At 61.7% G+C, this 24311-nt stretch carries 24 protein-coding genes; 23 read left to right on the top strand and 1 reads right to left on the bottom strand.

The window, feature by feature from the left end; all coding sequences use genetic code 11:
* Positions 1-2: 2 nt before the first annotated feature.
* Complete coding sequence (locus TQ39_RS10620; RefSeq protein ID WP_009323860.1) at positions 3-707, bottom strand: ABC transporter ATP-binding protein; 705 nt, start codon at positions 705-707, stop codon at positions 3-5.
* Positions 708-909: 202 nt separating this feature from the next.
* On the opposite strand from TQ39_RS10620, the gene TQ39_RS10615 reads away from it, so the two are divergent.
* The 23 genes from TQ39_RS10615 (at position 910) to TQ39_RS10505 (ending at position 24192) form a co-directional block, all read left to right on the top strand.
* A complete protein-coding gene (locus TQ39_RS10615) occupies positions 910-1491 on the top strand; it encodes a TetR/AcrR family transcriptional regulator (RefSeq protein ID WP_009323861.1) in 582 nt (193 codons plus the stop codon).
* Between the two features lie 82 nt (positions 1492-1573).
* Positions 1574-2368 (top strand): zinc transporter ZupT, encoded by a 795-nt coding sequence (gene zupT, locus TQ39_RS10610; RefSeq protein ID WP_009323862.1) that lies wholly within the window; start codon positions 1574-1576, stop codon positions 2366-2368.
* A gap of 239 nt (positions 2369-2607) precedes the next feature.
* Positions 2608-3885 carry a hypothetical protein gene (locus TQ39_RS10605; RefSeq protein ID WP_009323863.1) on the top strand — a complete coding sequence of 426 codons (1278 nt, stop codon included), beginning with the start codon at positions 2608-2610 and terminating at the stop codon, positions 3883-3885.
* A 34-nt stretch (positions 3886-3919) separates the two neighbouring features.
* Entirely contained in the window at positions 3920-4621 is a 702-nt protein-coding gene (locus tag TQ39_RS10600) for a response regulator transcription factor (RefSeq protein WP_009323864.1), read from the top strand.
* A gap of 114 nt (positions 4622-4735) precedes the next feature.
* A complete protein-coding gene (locus TQ39_RS10595; protein WP_242853485.1) occupies positions 4736-6103 on the top strand; it encodes a sensor histidine kinase in 1368 nt (455 codons plus the stop codon).
* Between the two features lie 109 nt (positions 6104-6212).
* Positions 6213-7154: a DUF1385 domain-containing protein gene (locus tag TQ39_RS10590; RefSeq protein WP_050005505.1), complete on the top strand. Its 942-nt coding sequence runs from the start codon at positions 6213-6215 to the stop codon at positions 7152-7154.
* The gene (gene prmC, locus TQ39_RS10585) at positions 7148-7990 is read left to right on the top strand and encodes a peptide chain release factor N(5)-glutamine methyltransferase (protein WP_050005504.1); all 843 of its coding nucleotides are present in this window, start codon (positions 7148-7150) and stop codon (positions 7988-7990) included. Before TQ39_RS10590 ends, prmC begins: the two co-directional genes overlap by 7 nt.
* 388 nt (positions 7991-8378) lie before the next feature.
* A complete protein-coding gene (gene recA / locus TQ39_RS10580) occupies positions 8379-9557 on the top strand; it encodes a recombinase RecA (RefSeq protein ID WP_009323868.1) in 1179 nt (392 codons plus the stop codon).
* A complete protein-coding gene (locus TQ39_RS10575; protein WP_009323869.1) occupies positions 9554-10180 on the top strand; it encodes a regulatory protein RecX in 627 nt (208 codons plus the stop codon). The genes recA and TQ39_RS10575 overlap by 4 nt, the downstream gene beginning before the upstream one ends.
* 76 nt (positions 10181-10256) lie before the next feature.
* Positions 10257-11576: a 30S ribosomal protein S12 methylthiotransferase RimO gene (gene rimO, locus TQ39_RS10570; protein ID WP_050005503.1), complete on the top strand. Its 1320-nt coding sequence runs from the start codon at positions 10257-10259 to the stop codon at positions 11574-11576.
* Positions 11577-11642: 66 nt separating this feature from the next.
* Positions 11643-12212, top strand: coding sequence for a CDP-diacylglycerol--glycerol-3-phosphate 3-phosphatidyltransferase (gene pgsA / locus TQ39_RS10565; protein ID WP_050005502.1), 570 nt, complete (start codon positions 11643-11645; stop codon positions 12210-12212).
* A 103-nt stretch (positions 12213-12315) separates the two neighbouring features.
* On the top strand, positions 12316-13371 hold the full coding sequence (locus TQ39_RS10560) for a DmpA family aminopeptidase (RefSeq protein WP_050005501.1): 1056 nt from the start codon (positions 12316-12318) through the stop codon (positions 13369-13371).
* A 175-nt stretch (positions 13372-13546) separates the two neighbouring features.
* Positions 13547-14032 carry a ribosome maturation factor RimP gene (gene rimP / locus TQ39_RS10555; protein WP_050005500.1) on the top strand — a complete coding sequence of 162 codons (486 nt, stop codon included), beginning with the start codon at positions 13547-13549 and terminating at the stop codon, positions 14030-14032.
* A 47-nt stretch (positions 14033-14079) separates the two neighbouring features.
* Positions 14080-15177, top strand: coding sequence for a transcription termination factor NusA (gene nusA, locus TQ39_RS10550; RefSeq protein ID WP_009323874.1), 1098 nt, complete (start codon positions 14080-14082; stop codon positions 15175-15177).
* A gap of 32 nt (positions 15178-15209) precedes the next feature.
* Complete coding sequence (gene rnpM / locus TQ39_RS10545; protein ID WP_009323875.1) at positions 15210-15506, top strand: RNase P modulator RnpM; 297 nt, start codon at positions 15210-15212, stop codon at positions 15504-15506.
* The gene (locus TQ39_RS10540) at positions 15496-15831 is read left to right on the top strand and encodes a L7Ae/L30e/S12e/Gadd45 family ribosomal protein (RefSeq protein ID WP_050005499.1); all 336 of its coding nucleotides are present in this window, start codon (positions 15496-15498) and stop codon (positions 15829-15831) included. The genes rnpM and TQ39_RS10540 overlap by 11 nt, the downstream gene beginning before the upstream one ends.
* On the top strand, positions 15822-18155 hold the full coding sequence (infB, locus tag TQ39_RS10535) for a translation initiation factor IF-2 (protein WP_009323877.1): 2334 nt from the start codon (positions 15822-15824) through the stop codon (positions 18153-18155). The genes TQ39_RS10540 and infB overlap by 10 nt, the downstream gene beginning before the upstream one ends.
* A gap of 29 nt (positions 18156-18184) precedes the next feature.
* Positions 18185-18538 carry a 30S ribosome-binding factor RbfA gene (rbfA, locus tag TQ39_RS10530; protein ID WP_009323878.1) on the top strand — a complete coding sequence of 118 codons (354 nt, stop codon included), beginning with the start codon at positions 18185-18187 and terminating at the stop codon, positions 18536-18538.
* Positions 18539-18584: 46 nt separating this feature from the next.
* Positions 18585-19547, top strand: coding sequence for a DHH family phosphoesterase (locus TQ39_RS10525; protein ID WP_009323879.1), 963 nt, complete (start codon positions 18585-18587; stop codon positions 19545-19547).
* Positions 19532-20413 carry a tRNA pseudouridine(55) synthase TruB gene (gene truB, locus TQ39_RS10520; protein ID WP_050005498.1) on the top strand — a complete coding sequence of 294 codons (882 nt, stop codon included), beginning with the start codon at positions 19532-19534 and terminating at the stop codon, positions 20411-20413. The genes TQ39_RS10525 and truB overlap by 16 nt, the downstream gene beginning before the upstream one ends.
* Positions 20414-20508: 95 nt before the next feature.
* On the top strand, positions 20509-21417 hold the full coding sequence (gene ribF / locus TQ39_RS10515; protein WP_009323881.1) for a riboflavin biosynthesis protein RibF: 909 nt from the start codon (positions 20509-20511) through the stop codon (positions 21415-21417).
* Between the two features lie 187 nt (positions 21418-21604).
* Positions 21605-21862 carry a 30S ribosomal protein S15 gene (gene rpsO, locus TQ39_RS10510; RefSeq protein WP_009323882.1) on the top strand — a complete coding sequence of 86 codons (258 nt, stop codon included), beginning with the start codon at positions 21605-21607 and terminating at the stop codon, positions 21860-21862.
* A gap of 197 nt (positions 21863-22059) precedes the next feature.
* A complete protein-coding gene (locus TQ39_RS10505; RefSeq protein WP_009323883.1) occupies positions 22060-24192 on the top strand; it encodes a polyribonucleotide nucleotidyltransferase in 2133 nt (710 codons plus the stop codon).
* The last annotated feature ends 119 nt before the right edge of the window (positions 24193-24311 follow it).

Below are 24311 nucleotides of genomic sequence, written 5' to 3'. Positions count from 1 at the left end.
CGTCACCACTCGATCTCTTCCACCGGGGTGGGGTGTTCGTTCACCACATTGGAGATGGCCTGCCCGCTTTTGATGCGGATGACGCGGTCGGCCATGGCGGTGAGCGCGGAGTTGTGCGTGATGACGATGACGGTGCGCCCCGTGCTGCGGCAGGTGTCCTGCAGCAGGGCCAGCACCTGTTTGCCGGTTTTGTAGTCCAGCGCGCCCGTGGGTTCGTCACACAGAAGAATTTTTGGGTTTTTGGCCAGCGCGCGGGCAATGGAAACGCGCTGCTGCTCGCCGCCCGAAAGCTGCGCCGGGAAGTTGCCCATGCGGTGCTCCAGCCCCACCTGGCGCAGCGTTTCGGCCGCAGGCAGCGGCTCTTTGCAGATCTCGCTGGCGAGCTCCACGTTTTCCAGCGCCGTCAGATTCTGCACCAGATTGTAGAACTGGAATACAAAGCCCACGTCGTACCGGCGGTATTCGGTGAGCTGCCGCTGATTGTAGGCGCTCACCTCCTTGCCGTCCAGCCAGATATGTCCTTCGTCGCAGGTGTCCATACCGCCCAGCATGTTCAGCACGGTGGTTTTTCCCGCGCCCGAAGGGCCGACGATAATGCAGAATTCGCCTTTTTCGATGTGGAAGGTGACATGGTCGGCTGCGGCGATGCGGTTTTCACCCATTTGGTAATATTTGCAGACATTGTCAAAGGTAACAAAATGCTCCAAAACGGATACGCTCCTTCAGCGCTTGTTAAGGGACAGGCTGTCCGTTAATAAACGCGGTGTTGATTATTTTCGATGATTTCATTATAATAAGAATCACAAAAAACCGCAATCATCATTGTGCAAATTTATGTGGAAAAATAGACACATTGCACAGCATCTGTCGATTTTTTTGTAAACTTTCTATGACACGGAGGGAAAGGCCATGGCAGAGAACACCACAGACCGCCGCGTGCGGAAAACGCGCGGGCAGCTGCGGCAGGGGCTGGTGCGTCTGATGCGGGAAAAAAGCATTCAGGATATCACGGTGAAGGAACTGTGCGAGGAATGCGATATCAACCGCGGTACGTTTTATCTGCATTATACAGACGTGTACCAGCTTCTGCACAGCATCGAGGACGAGCTGCTGGTGGAGTTCGAGCGCGTGCTGGACGGCCTGACGGCGCAGTCGGTGCTGGCAGCGGCCACGCCCAGCCCGGCCATGTGCAGCATGTTTGAGCTGCTGGCCGACAATGCGGACATGTGCCTGGTGCTGCTGTGCCACAACGGCGACATGGCCTTTCTGGAAAAGGTCAAGGATATTGTGCGCCTGCGCGTGCTGGACGAATGGGGCGCGCAGTTCCGCAGCAACGGGCGGGACACCTATGATTATGTATATTCCTTCATCGTATCCGGCTGCATCGGCATGCTGCAGTGCTGGCTGGAGAAAGAGATGCCCATCTCCCCGCGGGAGATGGCAGCCATGGTGGAGGGCGTGCTGGTGAAGGGCGTCACGGCGCTGCTGTAACTGCCCCGCCATGCCGGAAAACCCCTCTCCCGCCGGGTGCTGAAACGGCACGGCTCCCGCATATAGATGGGGAAAGGGGCTGATGTTTATGCTGTTCGCGCTCACACTCACGACGCTTGCAGGCCTTTCCACGGGGCTGGGCGGGCTTGTGGTTCTGCTGTTCAAACGCCCGCGGGCGCGGATGATGGCGTTTTCCATGGGGTTTGCCGGGGGCGTGATGCTTACGGTGTCGCTCTCCGACATGCTGCCGCATACCGTCGAGACCTATTCCGATACCATGGGCCGGTTCCCGGCGGCGCTGGCCTCTGCCAGCTTGTGCGTGATGGGAATGCTGATCGCTCTGCTGCTGGAGCGGTGCATCCCCGATGAAAAGGAGCTTGCGGCCCGCCCGGACGGGCATGCGGCGCGTGGGACGCCGGCCATCAATCCCGGCGCGCTGCGCAGCGCTATGGTGACAACGGCCGCCATCGTGCTGCACAATCTGCCCGAGGGCATCCTCACGCTGTTTACAAGCTACGCCAGCCCAACGCTGGGCGCAACGCTTACGCTGGCCATTGCACTGCACAATATTCCAGAGGGCATCGCTATCTCGGTGCCCGTATACTACGCCACAAACAGCCGGGTGCGCGGCGCGCTTTACGCTCTGCTGTCCGGCCTGGCCGAGCCCGCCGGTGCGCTGCTGGCGTTCTTTTTGCTGCGGAGCTTCATCTCGCCGCTGTTCCTCAACGGGCTTATCGCGACCATCGCGGGCATTATGATCTATGTATCCATCAGCGAGCTCATACCCGAGGGCTTTTCCTACGGCAGGCGCGGCTATACCGTGGGGGGACTGGTGGCGGGCATCCTGGCCATGAGCGTGGGCATTTACCTTGTTTAATCGCCCGCCGCGTGCTATACTGTTTGTAACCGTTTCTTCATATTTTTGTGATATAATAACCTTAAAGCCGCCGCTGCCGCGGCTGCGCGTGTGCGCTGCACACGCCCCTGTGCTGGCGCACAGGGTTTTGAGAACATTGGACCATGCAAAACCGCAGCAGGTGCGGTTTTGCTGAGGCCGCTGCGCGGCGTCATGCTGTACTGAAAAACGGAGATCTGCCGCGGAGGGAGGGTCTTGTGTTGCGAAACCGGATGCGCCTGTGTGCAGCGCTGTTGTGCTGTGTGCTGCTGTGCAGCTGCGACGGCATTGTCCTGGGCGGCAAAAATGTGGAAGAGCTTCTGCGCGCGCCGCGTCCGTCCGAACGGCAGAGCGCCGTGCAGACGGCTCTGAATGCCTATCTGGGCGAGACCCTTCAGCTGAAATATCCCCGGGGCGGCGCCGAGCCGGACCCGGTAATCTTTGCGGACCTGGACGGCGACGGCGCCGAGGAGGCCGCAGTGCTGTACACTGCCGAAAGCAAGGGCCAGAACGTGCATCTTTCGGTGCTGGAGCAGGACGGCAGCGGCGGCTGGAGCATCGCCTACGAGGTGATGGGCCTGTCTACCGAGGTGGCCGAGGTGGAGCTGGCCGAGGTGTTCGGCGGCTCCACGCAGCTGGTGGTGGGCTATGCAAACGCCAATTTGGTGGACAAGTATCTGGAGGTCTACGACTACCGGGACGTGACGATCTACTCCGCCTGCAAGCAGCCCTATGACGCCTACCTGCTGGGCGACCTGACGGGCAGCGGACGTACGGAGCTGGCGGTGGCCGCCGCCACATCGGAGCCGGGCGGGCTGTCCCTGCAGCTTTTTGTGCCGGACGGGCGCGCCATGACGGCGGCACAGGGCGTAGAGCTGGACGAGCGGCTGGAAAAATGCACCGCTCTTTACGCGACCCGCTGCGGCGCGGCCCGCGGCCTTATTGTGGACGGTTCAGTGTCCTCGGGGGCGGCCAGCCAGCTTCTGTGTTGGGAAGACGGCGTGCTGTTTCCCTATCCGGACAAAGAGGAAGGCGGCGACGTATTTGCCCGCAGCCAGCGCTCCCGCACCCTGTCCGCGTTGGGGCCCCAGGACCTTTTGGGCACGGGCGAGGTGCTGATCCCCGAGGTGGGCGCCAGCATCGCTACGCTGCAGTCGGCCCGGCGTTTTTATCCCGTGGAGTGGATGAACTACCTGTGCGAGCAGCCGCTGCAGCAGTTCGGCGTCTACGACGCGGATCACAACTATTTTGTGCGCCTGCCCACAGAATGGCAGGATAATATGACCGTATCCGCCCAGTCCGAGAGCGATTGGCAGATACGGTCCAAAGAGGACAACAGCCTGCTGTGCGCGGTGCGCGTGGCAGACCGCGCCGCTGCCAACGGCACCTATACACAGGCGGCGCAGCTGGCAGAGAAAAAAGTGCTCGTGTATTTCGGCGAAAGCTGCACTGCGGTACAGGCGAACCTGATCCGCCGCGGCGTGGCTGTGCTGGGATGACCGGGCTTCAAGACATCCTTCGGGAGGAATGTACATGAGAAAGATCCTGGTTGTGGAAGACGAAGACGCCATCCGCGAGGTGGTTGCGCTCAACCTGCGCCTCGCCGGCTACGAGGTGACGGAGGCTGCCAGCGCCGAGCAGGCTCTGGCGGTGTTCAGCCCGTCGGCGGGCTTCGACGTGGCCGTGCTGGACATCATGCTGCCCGGAATGAACGGTTTTTCCCTGTGTGAGACCATCCGGAGGGACAGCGCGTCCATCGGCATCATCATGCTCAGTGCAAAAACGCTGGAGACGGATAAGATCAAAGGCCTCTCCATCGGCGCGGACGATTATATGACAAAGCCTTTCAGTGTCAGCGAGCTGCTGGCGCGCGTGGAAGCGCTGGTGCGCCGCGTGGGGCGGCAGGGCGCCTCCTCGGCCGCGCCGGAGCCGGATGGCCGCATGGTGTCCGGCGTATTCGTGCTGGACCAGAAAAGCCGCGTGCTGTACAAGAACGGCACGCCCATCGACCTTACGCAGGTGGAGTTCCAGATCATGGAGCTGTTTTTTGCCAACCCGGGCGTGGCGCTGGTGCGCGAGAAGATTCTGGAGGGCGTCTGGGGCGAAAACTATTTCGGCGACGTGAAGATCGTGGACGTGAACATTCGGCGTCTGCGCATGAAGATCGAGGACGAGCCCAGCGCGCCCAAGCATATCCTGACGGTGTGGGGCTACGGCTACCGCTGGAACGCATAGCACTGGTTTTGTATTTTCTTTGGGCAGAGGGGGCGGCCGTGTGAACAGCATCACCAAGCGCTGGGTGCGCGGCAGCCTGCTTGTCACCATTCTGTGTGCCTTGTGGCGGAGGCCGTGTTCCTGTATTATTCCATCACCAATTACTACGACGGCGCGCGGCGGGCTATGACGACGCGCACCAGCACCATCATCACCCAGCTCAACGCAAGCGCGGCCCAGACGGGCGAGAGCCAGGGCGTGCTTTTGCGCCGTATGGTGGAGCAATTTACGGAGAAGGACAAGTTCGAGCTGATGCTTGTGAACGCTGCTGGAAAGCCTCTGGTGACAAGCACAGGATTTGCGCCGGACGACAGCGTGGCCGGAGAGGATTATCTGGAGGCGCTGGCCAGCGAAAAGGGCGAGGGCCACGCGGTGTACCGCACGGCCATGGGCGAAAAGGTGATGGCCGTCACCACACTGCTGCCCCGGGCCGCGGGAGAGATCGTGGCCGTGCGCTTTGTCACCAGCCTCACGCTGGTGGACCAGAGCATCGCGGCGCTGGTGGCTTTCAGCCTGGCGCTGGTCACGGCAGTGGTGCTGTTCAGCGTGTGGACGGGCATGTTCTTCATCCGCAGTATCGTGCGCCCCATCGGAGAGATCGAGGCTACCGCCGCGAAGATCGCCGAGGGAAATCTGGACACGCGTATCGAAAACAAATATAATGATGAGATCGGCAAGCTGTCCGACACCATCAACCATATGGCGGGCGAGCTGGACAAGACCGAGCGCATGAAAAACGAGTTCATCTCCTCGGTCTCCCACGAGCTGCGCACTCCGCTCACTTCCATCAAGGGCTGGGTGGAGACCATCGCCGCCATCCGTGACCCGGCCGACCCAAATTTCCGCCGGGGCGTGCAGGTCATTTCCAGCGAGGCGGACCGTCTGTACAGCATGGTGGAGGAGCTGCTGGATTTTTCCCGTATGCAGAACGGCCTGAAGCTGGACCTGCAGCTTTTGGACCTGGTGGCCGAGGTGAGCGACGCGGCCATCATGGTGGAGCGCCGCGTGGAGCTGGAGGGCCTGCATCTTGCGTATGACGAACCCGAAGAGCCGATGCCGGTGATGGCGGACCCCGCCCGGCTGCGCCAGGTGTTCATCAACGTTCTGGACAACGCCGTCAAATATTCTCCGCCCCACGGCACTGTACGTATGGACGTGCTGTCCGACGGCAACAGCGCTTTCGTCAATATCTCGGATGAAGGGCGGGGCATTGCGCCGGACGATTTGGAAAACGTCAAGGTGAAGTTTTTTAAGGGAAAAGGCGCGGTGCGCGGAAGCGGTATCGGGCTGGCTGTGGTGGATGAGATCGTCACCGCACTGGACGGCAGCGTGGACATCCAAAGCGAGGTGGGACGCGGCACGACGGTGACCGTGCGCCTGCCTCTGTACAAGCGGCCGGCTCCGTCCGGCGCGCCGCCCCGCGGCGGCACGGCGGGGGTTTGAAACGCTTTCCCGGCGTCGCGGGCCTGCCCGCGCGCCGTGAAACGCTGTCCGGCCTTTGGGCCGGGAGCGGATAATTTATTGATGCATCGTCCGCAGAAAGGAAATCCGATTGAACAACAAAAATGAAAAAGCCTGCTGCTTTAAAACGAGCGTGGGCGGACAGGCCCTTATGGAGGGCGTGATGATGCGCGGCCCGCAGAAAATGTGCGTGGCTGTGCGCCAGCCGGACGGAGAGATTTTTACCGAGGTGTCGCCCATCCGGACGCATCCCTGGCAGAAATGGCCCTTCGTGCGGGGAATATTCAACTTTATCGACAGCCTGGTCTCGGGCTACAAGTGCCTTATGAAGAGCGCCGAAGTCTCCATGGGAGAGGACGCGGACCTGGAGGAAACAAAGTTCGACAAATGGGTGGCCGAAAAATTCGGCGACAAAGGAACCAATTTCATCATGGCCGTGGCGGCCGTGCTGGGCGGCGTTCTGGCGCTTGTTCTGTTTATGGTGGTGCCCACTGCGCTGGCCGGGCTGCTGGCGCGGTTCGTGCCGCTGGGGGGCTGGCGCGCGTTGATTGAGGGCGTGTTCAAGCTCGTCATGCTGGTGGGCTACATGGCTCTGGTCAGCCGCATGAAGGAGATTGCCCGCATGTTCCGCTACCATGGCGCGGAGCATAAGACCATTGCCTGTTATGAGTCAGGCCGGGAGCTGACCGTCGAAAACGTGCGCCCCTGTACCCGTTTCCATCCGCGCTGCGGCACCAGCTTTCTGCTGATCGTCATTCTCATCAGCATTTTGGCCGGCGCGCTGATCACCACCGAAAACACACTGCTGCGCATTGCGCTTAAGCTGCTGCTTCTGCCTGTCGTGATGAGCGTCAGCTATGAGATCATCAAGCTCTGCGGCCGGTACGATAACCCGCTCACCCGCGCGGTGTCCGCACCGGGGCTCTGGCTGCAGCGCATCACGACCAGCGAACCGGACGACGGCATGATCGAATGCGCCATCGCCGCGGTGCTTCCGGTCCTGCCGGAAAATCCCGAAGACGGAAAATGGTAACGCCCCTGGCGGCAGTGCGGGACAGGCTGGAGGCCGCAGGCATCCCGGACGCGGCGTTCGAGGCCGCGCAGCTTTACATGCTTGCCACCGGGCGGGACGCACGGCTGTCCGGCGGCGCGCCGCTGACGGATTTTGAACAGAAGAAGCTGGACGCACTGTGTGAAAAACGGTGTGCGCGGTTCCCGCTGCAATATCTGTGCGGCGAATGGGACTTTCTGGACCTGACGCTGAAGGTGGGGCCGGGCGTGCTGATCCCCCGGGCCGACACCGAGACCGTGGCAGAGGCGGCCATTGAAGCGGCGCGTGAAGCTGGGCCGGGCGCTGCTGTGGCGGACCTGTGCAGCGGCACCGGAGCCATTGCGCTGGGGGTGGCAACGCATGTGCCGGGTGCGCGCGTCACGGCCGTGGAGCTCTCACCGGACGCACTGGCCTATCTGCGCGCCAACAATGCGGCCTGCGGCTGTCCGCTGTGTGTGGTGCAGGCGGATGTTCTGCGCTGGCAGGAGGAATGCGCGCCGGGCAGCTTTGATGTCATCGTGTCCAACCCGCCGTATATCGCGCCGGAGGAGATGGCCGGGCTGCAACCGGAGCTTTTCCATGAGCCGCGCATGGCGCTGGAGGCCCCGGACGGGGGCTTGGCCTTCTACAAGCATATCGCGCCTGCTTATTTCGGCGCGCTCAAACCGGGCGGCCGTCTCATTCTGGAGATCGGCTGGCGTCAGGCGGACGCTGTGTGTGCTCTGTGCCTTTCTGCGGGATATGAGGATGTGTCTGTCCGCAGTGATTTGAGCGGCAACCCACGCTGTGTGCTGGCCCGCCGTCCGATTGCATTTTAGCGGCTTTTGGGGTATAATAACCCCAACCCCGCCGCTGCCGCGGCCACGCGCATTGCATGCGCTGATGCGCTGGCGCGCATGGGCCCGGGAACATTGAACCGTGCAAAACCGCAGCGAGTGCGGTTTTGCTGAGGCCGCTGCGCGGCGTCGCGGTATCCTATGACTGTTTAACAAATGCGGGCCGCAGGTGAGCGTGCGTTTAGCGGCATAGATACTGTGGATTTTGGTGAATATGGGCGAACGGCGAAATATGAGCTTAGAAACATGGTATACTATTTCCACATATCATGAAGAAGCAATGCGCGAAATGTCCCCTTTATAGGACGGTTTGCGCGTTATACTTGAAAAGCGGGGCAGGCTGGGCCGCCCCGCAGGATGGAGGGACGTTATGGCGGAGAAAAAACAGTCTGCGGCGGACAAAAAGGCTGCGGGTGATAAAAAAAGCGCGCTGGAAACGGCGCTGGCACAAATTGAAAAACAGTTCGGGAAAGGCGCCGTGATGAAGCTGGGGCAGAACGTCACCATGCAGGTGGACGCCATTTCCACGGGCAGCATCTCGCTGGACATGGCGCTGGGCATCGGCGGCCTGCCCCGCGGGCGTATCGTCGAGATCTACGGACCGGAAGCGTCGGGCAAAACGACGCTGGCGCTGCACTGCATCGCCGAGGCCCAGAAGGGTGGCGGCGAGGTTGCGTTCATCGACGTGGAACACGCGCTGGACCCTGTGTACGCCAAGGCGCTGGGTGTTGATATCGACAGCCTTCTCGTCAGCCAGCCGGACACGGGCGAGCAGGCGCTGGAGATCTGCGAGGCGCTGGTGCGCTCGGGCGCCATCGACTGTGTGGTCGTGGACTCCGTGGCGGCCATGGTGCCCCGTGCCGAGATCGAGGGCGAAATGGGCGACGCCCATGTGGGCCTGCAGGCCCGCCTGATGAGCCAGGCCATGCGCAAGCTGACGGGCATCATCGGCAAGACGGGCACCGTCGTCATCTTCATCAACCAGCTGCGTTTGAAGGTGGGCATCGTGTACGGCAATCCAGAGGTGACTGCCGGCGGCAACGCGCTGAAATATTATTCCTCTGTGCGTATCGACGTGCGCCGTACCGAGCAGCTTAAGGATTCCTCCGGTGCTGTGATCGGCAGCCGCACGCGGGCGAAGGTGGTTAAAAACAAGGTGGCTCCGCCTTTCCGCGAGGCGTATTTCGATATCATGTTCGGCGAGGGCATCTCCAAATCCGGCGAATTGCTGGATCTGGCCGTGCAGCTGGGTATTGTCCAGAAGAGCGGCGCGTGGTTCGGCTATGGCGAAACGCGCCTGGGCCAGGGCCGCGACAACACCAAAATCTATTTGGAGGAACACCCCGAGCTGTTCGCGGAGATTGAAAAGCAGGTGCGCGAAAACGCGGATAAATTGAACGCGGGAAAAAAGGGCGCCGCCGCGAAAAAAAAGGCGTCCATTGACGACGCGCCCGATGTGGCGAAGCCCGCCGCCAAGGCGGAGGCGCCCGCTCCGGCTGCGCCCGCCAAGCGCGCCAGCATCGATATTATGGTGGAAGACGACGAGTGACGATCAGCCGCATTGCAAAAACAAAACAGGGGCGCTTTTCCTTGTTCGATGAAAACGGGGATTTCCTGTTTTCCATCGACGGAGAAACCATGGTGAAAAACCATGTGAGGGAAGGCGCGGCGCTGGATGCCGCGTCCCTGGAGGCCCTGAAAGAGCAGAGCGATACCCGCAAGGCCAAGGACAAGGCCCTCGGGTATCTTTCTTTGCGCGACCATGCATCGGGTGAGCTGTATGACAAGCTGTGCCGAAAATTCGACGCCCGCTCGGCGGCTGCGGCCGTGGCTGAAATGCAGCGGCTGGGTTTGATAAACGATGAAAATTTTGCCCGGCACAGGGCAAAATATCTGGCGGACCAGAACCGCTCTCCACGGGAGATCCGGCGCAGGCTGGCGGAGAAGGGCATTGACCGGGATGCCGTTGACACGGCGCTGGCCGAGCTTGCCCCCGACGAGACGCAGGCCTGCCGCGCGCTCATTGAGAAAAACTATGGGCGCAGGCTGCGCGAGGGCGGACGTGATAAGGTCATTGCCGCGCTGGCGCGCAGGGGGTTCAGCTACGGCGCCATCCGGGCGGCGCTGGAGCAGTGCGGTGAAACGGCGGACGAGGACGGAAGCTGGGAATGACCCGTCGCGCCCCGGCGGAAACGCCCGCGCACTTTTGTCCGCTGTACACTTTTGATTTTTAACACGGGAGACGATTATGGTAATTGCACTGATTTCCCTCGGCTGTCCCAAAAACCAGGTGGATGCCGACGTGATGTGTCACGCTCTGCTGGAGCGCGGCCATATCACCACCGCCGACCTCTCCGAGGCCGACGCCATCATCGTGAACACCTGCGGCTTCATCGAAAGCGCCAAGCAGGAGGCCATCGACAGCATTCTGGAGGCCTGTTCCTATAAGGAACAGAAGCCGGAGCTGAAGGTGGTCGTAACAGGTTGTCTGGCGCAGCGTTACCAGCATGAGATCGTCAAAGAGATCCCGGAGGTGGACGCCGTTGTGGGCCTTGGCTCCAACGCGGCCATCTGCTCCATTCTGGAGCGGCTGACAGGCACGCAGCCTGTGGAGAGCTACGGTGCAAAAGAGAGCCTTCCGCTGGGCGGCAAGCGCGTCATCAGCACGCCGCGCCATTACGCGTACTTAAAAATCGCTGAGGGCTGCAACAACCGCTGCCATTACTGCGCCATCCCGCTCATCCGCGGCCCGCTGCGCAGCCGTACCATCCCGGATATTGTGGCCGAAGCGCGCTTTCTGGCGGGTGAAGGCGTAAAAGAGCTCATCGTTGTGGCGCAGGACATCACGGCCTTCGGCGCGGACCGCGGCCGGGTGGAGATCGCGGAGCTTCTGGATGCGCTGAACGCCGTGGAGGGCATCGAGTGGATCCGCCTGCTGTACGCTTATCCTGAGCGCATCACCGACGCGTTTATCGCGGCCATGACGCGCAACGAAAAGGTGCTGCATTATCTGGACGTGCCCATCCAGCACATCAATTCCGAGATGCTGCGCGCCATGAACCGCCGGGGCGACCGGGAGACGGTGCTGGACGCGCTGACGCGTCTGCGCGCTGCCATGCCGGACATCACGCTGCGTACCACGCTCATCACGGGATATCCGGGCGAGACGCAGGCCCAGTTCGAAGAATTGTGCGAATTTGTCAAGGATTATGCGTTCGACCGCTTGGGCTGTTTTGCGTACAGCGAGGAAGAGGGCACGGTGGCGGCCGGTCTGCCTCAGCTGCCGCAGGAGCTGCGCGAGCAGCGCGCCGAGGCCGTCGTGAACATCCAGGCGAACGTGATGGCGCGCAGGCAGGAGGAAAAGGTGGGCCGCACCGTGCAGGTCATCTGCGACGGCTACGACGACGAAAACGACCTGTATATCTGCCGCACCCGCGCAGATGCCCCCGATATTGACGCGGAATGCTGTGTGCGCAGCGAAACACCGCTGGAACCCGGCGCGTTTTACCGGGTGACCATTGAGGAGAGCGACGTGTACGACCTGTACGGGGCTTTGGCCGAAAGCTGACGCCGCCGCGGGGACACCCATTGTCCGCGCGTCGTTCTCCGGCGCGCCGAAAAGGAGTTTTGAACGATGAACCTGCCCAATAAACTGACGATGCTGCGCGTGCTGCTGATTCCCGTGTTTATGGTGTGCGCGGCCAACCGCTGGATGTTGGCGGCCGGCATTATTTTCGCCGCTGCGAGCCTTACCGATTACTTTGACGGCCACCTGGCGCGCAAAAACAATTTGGTGACGGATTTCGGCAAATTTGCCGACCCGCTGGCCGATAAGCTGCTGACGACGACGGCATTCCTGTACATGCTGGTGGACGGTGTGTGCGACCCCGTGGTGCTGGCGATCATTCTGGCCCGGGAATTCGCGGTCTCCGGCCTGCGGATGGTTGCAGCGGGCGCGCCGGGCGGCAAGGTCATCGCGGCCAATATGTGGGGCAAGGTGAAAACCGCGCTGCAAATGCTCACCATTTGTTTTTATTACTTTGGTTATGCGGCGGAGGCCGCGTTTTCCGCGCACCCGGGGCGCAGCGTGTTTGCCACGCAGGTCATCAGCTATGTGCTGTGCTGGGTGGTGGCGGCTGTCACGCTCATTTCCGGGGTAAAATATCTTTGGGACAACCGGCATTTCATCAATACGGCAAAATAATAATGCGCGGCGGGATGCCGCCCGTGCCGAACAGGAACGGTAAAAGCGGCCGCGCGGGAGGGTTCCCGTGCGGCCGCTTTTGAGCGGAAAGGGAGCGGATACCATGGCGACACAGGCAAAGCTTTCAGATTACGGCATTTCAGTGGGGACCCTGCCCAGCGGGCCGCTGGGAAAGATCTCCGATGTACCGGGTGTGACGGTGGGCCACTGCACCGTCGATACACAGACGCAAAAAACGGGTGTGACGGTGGTGATGCCCTGTGCGGACGACATGTTTGCCCAAAAGCTGCCCGCCGCGGCCTGTGTGCTCAACGGCTTCGGCAAAACCGCGGGACTGGTACAGATCGGCGAGCTGGGCACGCTGGAAACACCCATCGCACTGACGAACACACTGAATGTCGGTCTGGTGTACGACGCAATGGTGGAATATATGGTGGGGCGCTGTGCCCAAAGCGGCACGGCGCTGCGCAGTGTGAACCCTGTGGTGGCAGAGTGCAACGACGGTGGGCTGAACGACATTGCCCGCCGCGCGGTGCGGCAGGAACATGTGTTTGCGGCCATTGAAAACGCGCGGGCCGATTTTGAGGAAGGCGATGTGGGCGCGGGCAAAGGCATGGTGTGCCACGGCCTGAAAGGCGGCATCGGCAGCGCCAGCCGCATTGTGGAGCTGGACGGCGCGCGTTATACCCTGGGCGTGCTGGCGCTTGCAAACCACGGCAGGCTGGAGGATCTGTGCATCGGCGGGAAAAGCGTCGGCGCCAAAATCGCGGCGCATTTGGAAAGCGCGCCGGAACAGCAGCAGGACAAGGGCAGCTGTATTGTTGTGATGGCGACAGACCTGCCTCTCTGCGCCCGGCAGCTGGAGCGCGTGGTAAAACGGGCGTCCGTGGGGCTGGCGCGGCTGGGCAGCTACATCGGCCACGGCAGCGGCGAGGTGTTTTTAGGCTTTTCCACAACGAACCGCGTGCCTCATGAAAGCGCCCGCGCGGTGCTGCCCTGCACGGTGCTGCACGAGGGCCGGATAGACGCGGTGTTTCGGGCCATGGGAGAGGCCACGGAAGAAGCCGTGCTGCGCGCCATGCTGTGTGCGGATACGGTGACCGGCTTTGATGGCAGCACAAAATATACGATTCGTAATTTTATTAGTCAAATATACTAATTGGCGCAAACTGTTTCGCAAAAGAGAATTGGCCGGCGGTCAAAATCGGTTACAGCTTGATAACAGGTCTTGCATAATCCGGTTTTCTGTGGTAATATAACTAATGTACGATAGTAAACTTATGAAAGAGTGGGCCGCAGAGGTCCGCTCTTTCCTGTTTGTTTGGAGGTTTTTGATGGCAAAAGGCAAAGGCGGCGGCACCGTCGGGACAGTGGAGGCGCTGGTCATGCCGGTGCTCGAGCAGCTCGGCATGCGCCTGTGGGATGTGCGCTTTGAAAAGGAAGGGCCGGACTGGTTCCTGCGGATCTATATCGACAGAGATGAGCCGCTGGACCTCAACGCCTGTGAGGAAGCCACGCGCGCCATCAACCCCGTCATCGACGCGGCGGACCCCATCGACCAAAGCTATTTTATGGAGGTGGGCAGCCCGGGCCTGGGCCGCAAACTCACCAGGGACGTCCACTTTGAGGCAATGCGGGGCCGCAGGGTGGCCGCGCATCTCATCCGCGCAACGGCCGCGGGGGAAAAGGACGTGGCGGGCATCCTGCAGGGCAAGGACGGCGCGCGCGTCACGCTGCTGCTGGACGACGGCTCCGAGACGGTTATCGAGGAAAAAGAAGCGAGCTACTTCAAATTGTGCGACGATGAAGACCTGTTTTGACGCATAGGATGAATGTAAATATTATATAGAATGGATGATTGGAAAAAATGAACGCAGAATTTTTTGAAGCATTGGCCATGCTGGAAAAGGAACGCGGCCTGCCCGCCGATTACCTGCTGGAAAAAATCAAAAACGCCATCGTGATCGCCGTGAAGAAGGACTACGAGGTCGAGGATGAAAACGTGTCCGTCGTCATCGAGCCGGACCAGGGCAAATTCAGCGTTTCGCTGCTTAAGACCGTCGTCGAGGAAGTGGAGGACCCCGCTACCGAGATCTCTCTGGAGGAGGCCCAGCAGAAAAAGAAAAGCTGCAAGGCGGGCGATGAATACGCCATCCCTCTCAAGACAAAGGACTTCGGGCGCATCGCCGCGCAGACGGCTAAGCACGTCATCCGCCAAGGCCTCAAGGAGGCCGAGCGCAGCCAGATGTACGCCGAGATGCAGAGCAAGGCCCATGAGATCATCTCCGCCGTCGTCACCAACATCGAACCGGTCAAGGGCATTGTGACGCTGGAGCTGGGCAAGGGCGGCGTGGCCACGCTGCCCCGCAACGAGCAGGTCGCCGGTGAGGAGCTGCGCGAGGGCCAGCATGTCAAGGTATATGTTGTGGATGTTATGGAGACCGAGCGCGGCCCGCGCATGATGATCAGCCGCACGCATCCCGGCCTTGTCAAGCGCATGTTCGAGATGGAGGTGCCTGAGATCTTCGACGGCACCGTCGAGATCAAAGCCATCAGCCGCGAGGCCGGCGCCCGCACGAAAATGGCCGTCTGGAGCAAGGATGAAAACGTGGACCCCGTGGGCGCGTGCATCGGCCCCCGCGGCCAGCGCGTGGCCAACATCGTCGAGGAGCTGGGCGGTGAAAAGATCGACATCGTCCGCTGGAGCGAGGACCCTGCCCAGTTCATCAGCGCGGCGCTCAGCCCCGCCACCGTCGTGGGCGTGGAGCTGCTGGAGGGCGATACCAAATCCTGCCGCGTCACCGTGCCGGATCACCAGCTTTCGCTGGCCATCGGCAACAAGGGCCAGAACGCGCGCCTGTGCGCGCGCCTGACGGGCTATAACATCGACATCCGCCCCGAGAGCGGTTATTATGGCGAGGAGCCGCCCATGAAGAAAACGCCGGAGCCCGCCGCCGAGGAATAACGGCCGGACGGGACTTGGAAAAGGAGACATGTATGACGCCAAAAAAGATACCCCTTCGCCGCTGCAACGGCTGCGGCGAAAGCAAACCGAAAAAGGAACTGGTGCGCGTGGTGCGTGCGGGGGACGGCACGGTTTCGCTGGACCTGACGGGCAAAAAGCCCGGGCGCGGCGCATACGTGTGCCCCAGCGCGGCATGTCTTGCCAAAGCGCGCAAAGCCGGGCGCATCGCCCGCGCGCTGGAGGTGAGCATCCCGGAAGAAATTTACGACGCCATGGCCGCCGAGATCGAGAAGGCCGGGGCGCAAAAAGGAGAGACGCATGCCGGGTAATATCCTGTTCGCACTTTCTCTTTGCCGCAAGGCGGGGGCCCTGGTGATGGGCTTCGACGCCGTAAAAGACAGCGTCGGCAAAGGGAAGGCACAACTGGTGCTGTGCGCCGGAGACCTTTCGGAGGGCACGCGCCGCCGCGTCGGCGCCTTCTGTGAGGATTGGGTGGAGGTGGCGGACCTGCCCGAAACCCAGTTCGCCCTCGCACAGATCAGCAAAAAACCCACCGGCGTATTCGCCGTAACAGACCCCGAGCTTGCAAAGCTCTGCCGCAAAAACCTTGCTGCCCAAGCGGCCAACCAGAAGGAGGAACGTCCATGTCAGTAGTCATCAAATACAAACTCAGCGATGTAGCAAAGGACCTCAATGTCCAGAATAAGGAGCTCATCGATTTTCTGTATCAGACGCTGGGCGAGTCGAAAAAGCATACCTCGCCCCTTACAGAAGCCGAGCTGAACCATGTGTTCGAGCATTACACGCAGAAAAATTCCGAGGCAAGCCTCGACGCGTACCTTGCCAGCGCGCCCGCGCCCAAGGTGGCGGAAAAGGATATCCTGAAAAAGGCCGACGGCACCGTTGTGGCGGCCGGCCCGGCCAAGCGCAAAGAGCGCATCCGCCCCGCCAAGCCCGAGAAGGAGAACAAGCCCGCGCCTGAGAAGCGGGAGGTCGTCACCGTCACGGTGGATACCCGCATCACGGACGTGAATCTGGATAAGTTCAACGAAAAATACACCGAGCTGGCTTCCACGAAAAATGTGGAGAACCGCCGCAAGCCCACGCCCGCGGGCAACAAACAAAAGTTCTCGGGCCGCAACAACCGCCGCCAGCAGCCGTTCCAGAAAAAGCGCGAGACAGAGGCCGAGCGCCTGCAGCGCATCCAGCTGGAAAAGGCTCGTAAGGCGCAGCTGAAGGTATCCATTCCCGACGAGATCACGGTGGGTGAGCTTGCCAGCCGCCTGAAGGTGAACGTGGCGCAGGTCATCAAAAAGCTGATGGGCCTGGGCATCATGGCAGCCATCTCCGAGGTCGTCGATTTCGACACCGCCAGCCTGGTGGCCGAGGAGCTGGGCGCGAAGGTAGAGCACGAGGTGCATGTTACCATCGAGGAACGCCTGTTCGAAGTGGATGAGGATAAGGACGAGGATCTGGAAGAGCGCCCGCCTGTCGTCGTGGTCATGGGCCACGTCGACCACGGCAAGACCTCCATCCTGGACGCCATCCGCAAAACGCGCGTTACCGCGGGCGAGGCCGGCGGCATAACGCAGCATATCGGCGCGTATCAGGTGACGATGAACGGCAAGCCCATCACATTCCTGGACACTCCGGGCCATGAGGCTTTCACATCCATGCGCGCCCGCGGCGCGAACCTGACGGACATCGCCGTGCTGGTGGTGGCCGCGGACGACGGCATCATGCCGCAGACCGTCGAATCGATCAATCACGCCAAAGCGGCGAATACTACCATCATCGTGGCCATCAACAAGATGGATAAACCCACGGCCAACCCCAACCATGTAATGGAGCAGCTCACGCAGTATGAGCTGGTGCCTGAAGAATGGGGCGGCGACACCATCTGCGTGCCTGTGTCCGCGCTGACGGGCCAGGGCATCGAGGACCTGCTGGAAAGCATCAACCTGGTGGCCGAGGTCAAAGAACTGAAAGCGAACCCCCACCGCCGCGCCAAGGGCGCCGTTATCGAGGCGCGTCTGGACAAGGGGCAGGGCCCCGTGGCCACGATCCTCGTCCAGAAGGGCACGCTGCATCAGGGCGATGTGGTCATCGCGGGTACGTCCGTGGGCCGTGTGCGCGTCATGCGCGACGACCAGGGCGCCATCCTCAAGGAGGCCGGTCCCTCCATGCCGGTGGAGATCACGGGCCTGACGGAGGTGCCTGCGGCGGGCGATCTGTTCGACGCCGTAGAAGACGAGAAGCTGGCCCGTGAGCTGGCCGACCGCCGTGCTGCCGAGCAGAAGGAACAGCAGTTCAGCGCATACAAGAAGGTCACGCTGGATAACCTGTTCAGCCAGATCGCCGAGGGCGAACGCAAGGAGCTTGCCATCATTGTCAAGGCCGACGTGCAGGGCAGCGCCGAGGCCGTAAAACAGAGCCTTGAAAAGATCTCCAACGACGAGGTGCGCGTGCGCGTCATCCATGCGGGCGTAGGCGCCATCAACAAATCCGACGTCATGCTTGCCAACGCGGGCAATGCCATCATCATCGGCTTCAATGTCCGTCCGGACCCCGTTGCCAAGGAGGAAGCCGCCCAGGCCGAGGTGGAGCTGCGCATGTACCGCGTCATCTACGACGCCATCAACGATGTCACCGACGCCATGAAGGGCATGCTGGCGCCCAAGTTCCGCGAGGTGGAGCTGGGCCGCGCCGAGGTGCGCAGCGTGTTCAAGATATCTTCCGCGGGCACCATTGCCGGCTGCTACGTGCTGGAGGGCAAGGTAACGCGTGCCGCGAAGATCCGACTGGTGCGCGACGGCATCGTCATCACCGAGGACGAGATCGACAGCCTGCGCCGCTTCAAGGACGACGTGAAGGAAGTTGCCCAGGGCTACGAGTGCGGTATCGGCCTTGACAAGTTCTCCGACATCAAGGAGGGCGATATCTTCGAGGCCTTCATCATGGAGGAATACCGCGACTGAACGGAACGTTCCGTTTGAAAGGAGACACTATGCCGCAGAGCAAAAATATGGCGCGCCTGTCCGAGGACATGAAGCGCGAGCTGATCGCCATCATCGGGGGGATGAAAGACCCCCGCGTGCAGGGCTTCCTGACGGTGATGCGCGTGGAGGTCGCGCCGGATCTGTCCACGGCCAAGGTGCACGTGAGCAAGATGGGCGAGGAAAACGCAACGGCCGAAGCCGTGGGCGCGCTGAACCGCGCCGCGGGCCATGTGCGCAGCGAGATCGCAAAGCGCATGCACATCCGCAAGGCGCCGGAATTCCGCTTCGTGGCGGACGACGGCGCGAAGTATGCGGCGCACATCAATGAATTGATCGCGGGGCTGGAGCGGGAAGAGCGCTGACGCGCTCGGCGGGGCTATCCCCAAAAGCGATGAATGAGGAGAGTTTATGAGCGAGATTTTAGACATCGCGGCAGCGCTGAGCAGGCTGCTGAAAGCGGAAAACGTGCTGCTGATCTGTCATAAAAACCCGGACGGCGACACCATCGGCAGCGCCGCCGCGCTGTACTGGGCGCTGAAGGGCCTGGGCAAAACAGTGGCCGTGCTGTGCGCGGACCCCATCCCGTCCCGGTATGATTATATGGACATCGGCCTGTACACAGGCCAGTTCACGCCCGGCTACACGGTAGCCGTGGACGTGGCGGGCATCCAGCTGTTCGGCGATTCCATCGCGGAATATACACGCCGCATCGACATGTGCATCGACCACCATCCCTCCAACTCAGGGTATGCTGACTGCATGCTGCTGGACGGCGACGCCGCCGCCACAGCCGAGATCATTTACGAGCTGCTGACGGCCATCGGCACCGAGATCACGCCCACCATCGCGGACTGCCTGTATACGGGCCTGTCCACGGATACCGGCTGCTTCAAGTTTGCCAATACCACGGCCCGCACCCACGAGATCGCGGCAAAGCTCATCACCGCGGGCGCAAGCCTCGTTAAGCTCAACAACATCCTGTTCGAGAGCAAATCCCGCAGCCGTCTGGCCATTGAGCGCCTGGCGCTGGAAAGCCTGGAATACAGCTTTGGCGGCCGGTGCGCCACGGTCTACCTTACAAAAGAGCAGATCGCCGAGACCGGCGCCGACGGCACCGATTTGGAGGGTATCACCAGCCTGCCCCGCATGATCGAGGGCGTGGAGGTCGGCATCACCATCCGCCAGCAGCCCACGGGCAGCTATAAGGTGAGCGTGCGCACCGTGACAGGCGTGGACGCTTCCGCCATCTGCGCCCATCTGGGCGGCGGAGGCCACAAGCAGGCCGCCGGATGCGAACTGCTGGGCAGTCTGGACAACGCCAAGGCCGCCCTGCTGACCGAGGTGGAAAAAGCGTTATGCAAGGAATCCTAGTTGTCGACAAACCGGAGGGCTTTACCTCCTTTGACGTAGTGGCAAAGCTGCGCGGCATCTGCGGTACGCGGCGCATTGGGCACGGCGGAACGCTGGACCCGATGGCCACGGGCGTGCTGCCCGTTTTTGTGGGCGGCGCGGCCAAAGCCGTGGATATGCAGGAGCGTGCCGACAAAATGTACACGGCCACGATGCTGCTGGGCCGGCGCACCGACACCGGCGACGTTACCGGCGAAACGCTGGAGCAGGCGGCTGTTCCAGCGGACATCGGCCTGGACGCCGTGGCCGCGGTGCTGCCGCGCTTCACGGGTACGCAGCAGCAGGTGCCCCCCATGTACTCCGCCGTGAAAGTAAACGGACAACCGCTGTACAAGGCGGCCCGCGCGGGGAAGACCGTGGAGCGCACGCCGCGCCCCGTCACGCTGCACAGCATTATGCTGGCGGGCAGCCCCGCACCCAACGAGTATATTTTAAATATCCACTGCAGCAAGGGCACCTATGTGCGCGTGCTGCTGGAGGATATTGGCCGGGCGTTGGGCGTGCCCGCCACCATGGCGGCGCTGCGCCGCACGGCGTCGGGCCCCTATACGCTGGAAATGGCGTATACGCTGGATGAGCTGCAGCGCGCCCGGGAGGCCGGTACGCTGGAGAGCCTGCTGCTGAGCGTGGAAAGCGTTTTCACCTGTCTGCCCGCCGTAGAGGTGAACGAGGAGACGCGCCGCCGCCTGCTGAATGGTGCGCCTACTTACCGGTTCCCGGCCCGGGACGGGCGCTACCGCGCGCTGTGCGAGGGGGAATTTCTGGGGGTGTGCCGGGTGGAAAAGCACATCCTGACTGTGGAAAAACTGTTTTGCGAACGCGCGTGACGCGCCCCGCCGGGGCCGCTGCGCGCGGCGTTCGCTTTTGGGGCCTTTTATCCCGAGCAGGGAACGGCCCGCATTGAAAAACGGGAGGTGTGCGTTTGCACTGCTACGATACTCTTGCGACGATAGAGGGCGGCACGGGCGCCTGTGTGGCCCTTGGCTATTTTGACGGCGTGCACCTGGGGCACCGCCGTGTGCTGGCGCGCACGGTGGAAGCTGCGCGGGAGCGGGGCTGCACGTCCGCCGTGTTCACCTTTGCACCGCCGCTGGACCGGGCTGTAAAAGGCAGGGCCATCCTTACGCCGGAGGAAAAGGCGCGGCGCATTGCCGCCATGGGCGTGGAGCATTATGTGCGTCCGCCCTTTGAGGAATTCTGCACGCTTTCGCCGGAGGCGTTCGTCCACGACGTGCTGGCTGTGCGTTTCGGCGCGAAGGCTGTTTTCTGCGGGGATAACTTCACGTTCGGCAGCCGCAAGGCGGGCAATGTGGACATGCTGCGCCGTCTGTGCGCGGCCGCGGGAATTTCGGTGGAGATCGTGCCCATGGTACAGCGGGAGGGCGCGCCTGTTTCATCGTCCCGCATCCGCGCCTGCCTGGAGGCGGGCGATGTGGAAACTGCGGGCGCCATGCTGGGGGAGCCTTACTGCATCGACCTTCCCGTACGTCACGGCAAGCGGCTGGGGACTGCGTTGGGCTTTCCCACCATCAACCAGATCTATCCCGATTGGATGCTGCTTCCCCGGCAGGGCGTATATGTAACGCGGGTCCTGCTGGACGGCGTGTGGCGGCCCAGTGCTACGGGCTTGGGCACGCGCCCCACGGTGAACGGCGACGGCGTTACCTGCGAGACGTTTATCCCGGATTTTTCCGGCGATATCTACGGCGACAGAGTGCCGGTGCGCTTCTGCCGTTTTTTGTGGCCCACGCAGAAATTCGGTACGCTGGAGGAGCTTTCGGCCATGGTGGGCCGCGCCGCGCAGGCCGCGCGGGAGTGGCGGGAGAAATGAGCCTCCGTTGTTATAAGCCGCACAAAACTTGGCAAAACGCCTTGTTTTTGCGTGTGCGTTGTGTTATACTGTTTAGGCTGCCTTATTATGGGCTGCAAGCCTACCCAGGCCCGGTGTCCGGCGCATCCCTCGATGGTCTACCGACACTGCGTCTGCGGCAAATCATAAAAAAGAGGAGAAAGAAACCATGGAAAACAAACAGGACATCATCGCTTCCGCCCGCGTACACGAGACGGACACGGGTTCCCCCGAGGTTCAGGTCGCGCTGCTCACCGCGCGCATCAACCACCTGAATGAACACCTGAAGGCCAATAAAAACGACAAGCACAGCTACCGCGGTCTGCTGAAGATGGTCGGCCAGCGCCGTAACCTGCTGGCTTATCTGCAGAAGAAGGACATCGAGCGCTACCGCGCCCTGATCGCCAAGCTGGGCCTGCGCAAGTAAGAAAATCCGAAAAGGCAGGCGGCGTTTGCCGTCTGCCTTTCCGTGTTTTTACCGCGTCCCCCGCGGGGGACTTCAAAAGAAAACCGCAGGGCGGCATCCGCGTGTTGTTAGCAATGAATCGAGGGCTTTCCCGCCGGGAGAGCACTGGCTTTATTGCTAAAACACCGCCCGTCCTGTGAAAAAACAGGAGGTATACAATGGCACTCGAATTTGCATCCAAAAAAGAAACGTTCCCCAAGTACAAAGTGTTTGAAACCGAGCTGGCAGGCCGCCCGTTCGTTGTGGAGACGGGCAAGATGTGCGGCCTTTCCAACGGCAGCTGCCTGGTGCGCTACGGCGAGACCGCCGTGCTGTGCAACGTCACCATGAGCGACAAGCCCCGCGACGGCATCGACTTCTTCCCCCTTTCGGTGGACTTTGAAGAAAAGCTGTATTCCGTGGGCCGCATCCCCGGCAGCTTCATGCGCCGCGAGGGCCGTCCCGGCGAAAAGGCCGTGCTGACGAGCCGTGTTGTGGACCGTCCCATCCGTCCACTGTTTCCCAAGGACATGCGGAACGACGTCTCTGTGGTGATGACCGTTATGAGCGTGGACCAGGACTGCAGCCCCGAAATCGCGGGCATGATCGGCACGTCCATTGCGCTTTCCATCTCCGACATTCCCTGGAAAGGACCCATCGCGGGCGTGTTCATGGGCCTTGTGGACGGCGAGCTGGTGGTGAACCCCACCGAAAAGCAGCGTGAAGCAAGCGACCTGCAGCTTACCGTTGCCGCCAGCGCCGAAAAGATCGTCATGATCGAGGCCGGCGCCAACGAGGTGGACGAAGCCACCATGCTGAAAGCCATCAAGACCGGCGACGCCGAGATCCAGAAGATTATCACCTTCATCAACGGCATCGTGGCTGAGATCGGCAAACCCAAAATCGAGTTCCAGTCCATGGAGTTGGACCACGACCTGCTGGAGGAAGTGAAGCGGGATTATCTGGACGCTTTCAAGGCGGCCATGGACACCGACGACAAGACCGTGCGCGACGCGCGGCTGCTCCCCATCCGCAACGAGCTGGAGGAGAAATACGCCGAGCAGTGGGGCGCTGCGACCATTGAGGAACTGATGTACAAGATGCAGAAGTTCGTGGTGCGCCGCTGGCTGCTGGACGAGGGTAAGCGCGTGGACGGCCGCGGCATCAACGAGATCCGCCCGCTGGCCGCCGAAGTGGGCTTGCTGCCCCGCGTACACGGCTCCGGCATGTTCACCCGCGGCCAGACACAGGTGCTGACGGCTGTCACGCTGTCCGGCCTGCGGGACGCGCAGATCATGGACGACATTTCCCTGGAGCCCACGAAGCGGTATATGCACCACTATAATTTCCCGCCCTATTCCGTGGGCGAGGCGCGTGCGCCCCGCAGCCCGGGCCGCCGCGAGATCGGCCACGGCGCTCTTGCCGAGCGCGCCCTGCTGCCCGTGCTGCCCAGTGTTGAGGAGTTCCCGTACGCCATCCGCGGCGTGTCCGAGGTGCTCAGCTCCAACGGCTCCACCAGCCAGGCGTCCATCTGCGGCTCCACGCTGGCGCTGATGGACGCGGGTGTTCCCATCAAAAAACCCGTCGCGGGCATCTCCTGCGGCCTCATCACCGAGGGCGACCGCTGGATGACCATGCTGGACATTCAGGGTGTGGAGGACTTCCACGGCGATATGGACTTCAAGGTGGGCGGCACACGCGACGGCATTACGGCCATCCAGATGGATATGAAGGTAGACGGGCTGACTTACGAGATCATCGAGGAAGCCTTTGAGAAATGCCGCAAGGCGCGCCTGTATATCCTGGACGAGATCATGGCCCCGGTCATCGCCGAGCCGCGCGCGGAGCTTTCCAAGTACGCGCCCAAGATGCTGTCCATGAAGATCGATGTGGATAAGATCCGCGACGTCATCGGCAAGGGCGGCAAGGTCATTCAGGAGATCTGCGCCAACTGCAACGCGAAGATCGACATCGAGGAAGACGGCAGCGTATTCATCTCCGCCATCGACATCGCGGACGCGGAGCGCGCCATGCACACCATCAAGACCATTGTGGAGGACCCGGAGATCGGCGCCATCTATAAGGGCAAGGTCACCCGCCTGATGACGTTCGGCGCGTTCGTAGAGATCGCCCCGGGCAAAGAGGGCCTGGTGCATATCTCCAAGCTGGACACCAAGCGCGTGGAGAAGGTGGAAGATGTCGTGGCTGTGGGCGACGAGCTTCTGGTAAAGGTCACCGAGATCGACCAGCAGGGACGCATCAATCTGTCCCGCAAGGACGCGCTGGCGGACTTGGCTGCAAAGCAGAAGTAAGGAAAATCCAGGCTGCCCGGGCCGATTCGGCCGCGTGCGTTGCCGAAGCGCACGGTACGGCAGCCACGGAACCAAGCGGCAAAGCAGAATAGAAACGCCAAAAGGCGGCGCAGCGGTTT

The sequence above is a fragment of the Ruthenibacterium lactatiformans genome, assembly GCF_000949455.1.
Classification (GTDB): domain Bacteria; phylum Bacillota; class Clostridia; order Oscillospirales; family Ruminococcaceae; genus Ruthenibacterium; species Ruthenibacterium lactatiformans.
The sequence above is the reverse complement of the archived record's forward strand: the minus strand, read 5'-3'. Positions and strand labels throughout refer to the sequence as shown.

Excerpts from the sequence above, each read along its gene's own strand:
- TQ39_RS10615 (WP_009323861.1), top strand. The coding sequence starts at position 910 with ATGGCAGAGAACACCACAGACCGCCGCGTGCGGAAAACGCGCGGGCAG.
- truB (WP_050005498.1), top strand. The coding sequence starts at position 19,532 with ATGCAAGGAATCCTAGTTGTCGACAAACCGGAGGGCTTTACCTCCTTT.
- nusA (WP_009323874.1), top strand. The coding sequence starts at position 14,080 with ATGAACGCAGAATTTTTTGAAGCATTGGCCATGCTGGAAAAGGAACGC.
- TQ39_RS10505 (WP_009323883.1), top strand. The coding sequence starts at position 22,060 with ATGGCACTCGAATTTGCATCCAAAAAAGAAACGTTCCCCAAGTACAAA.
- rpsO (WP_009323882.1), top strand. The coding sequence starts at position 21,605 with ATGGAAAACAAACAGGACATCATCGCTTCCGCCCGCGTACACGAGACG.
- recA (WP_009323868.1), top strand. The coding sequence starts at position 8,379 with ATGGCGGAGAAAAAACAGTCTGCGGCGGACAAAAAGGCTGCGGGTGAT.
- infB (WP_009323877.1), top strand. The coding sequence starts at position 15,822 with ATGTCAGTAGTCATCAAATACAAACTCAGCGATGTAGCAAAGGACCTC.
- TQ39_RS10525 (WP_009323879.1), top strand. The coding sequence starts at position 18,585 with ATGAGCGAGATTTTAGACATCGCGGCAGCGCTGAGCAGGCTGCTGAAA.
- rimP (WP_050005500.1), top strand. The coding sequence starts at position 13,547 with ATGGCAAAAGGCAAAGGCGGCGGCACCGTCGGGACAGTGGAGGCGCTG.
- rimO (WP_050005503.1), top strand. The coding sequence starts at position 10,257 with ATGGTAATTGCACTGATTTCCCTCGGCTGTCCCAAAAACCAGGTGGAT.
- TQ39_RS10540 (WP_050005499.1), top strand. The coding sequence starts at position 15,496 with ATGCCGGGTAATATCCTGTTCGCACTTTCTCTTTGCCGCAAGGCGGGG.
- pgsA (WP_050005502.1), top strand. The coding sequence starts at position 11,643 with ATGAACCTGCCCAATAAACTGACGATGCTGCGCGTGCTGCTGATTCCC.
- prmC (WP_050005504.1), top strand. The coding sequence starts at position 7,148 with ATGGTAACGCCCCTGGCGGCAGTGCGGGACAGGCTGGAGGCCGCAGGC.
- rbfA (WP_009323878.1), top strand. The coding sequence starts at position 18,185 with ATGCCGCAGAGCAAAAATATGGCGCGCCTGTCCGAGGACATGAAGCGC.
- TQ39_RS10560 (WP_050005501.1), top strand. The coding sequence starts at position 12,316 with ATGGCGACACAGGCAAAGCTTTCAGATTACGGCATTTCAGTGGGGACC.
- zupT (WP_009323862.1), top strand. The coding sequence starts at position 1,574 with ATGTTTATGCTGTTCGCGCTCACACTCACGACGCTTGCAGGCCTTTCC.
- rnpM (WP_009323875.1), top strand. The coding sequence starts at position 15,210 with ATGACGCCAAAAAAGATACCCCTTCGCCGCTGCAACGGCTGCGGCGAA.
- TQ39_RS10600 (WP_009323864.1), top strand. The coding sequence starts at position 3,920 with ATGAGAAAGATCCTGGTTGTGGAAGACGAAGACGCCATCCGCGAGGTG.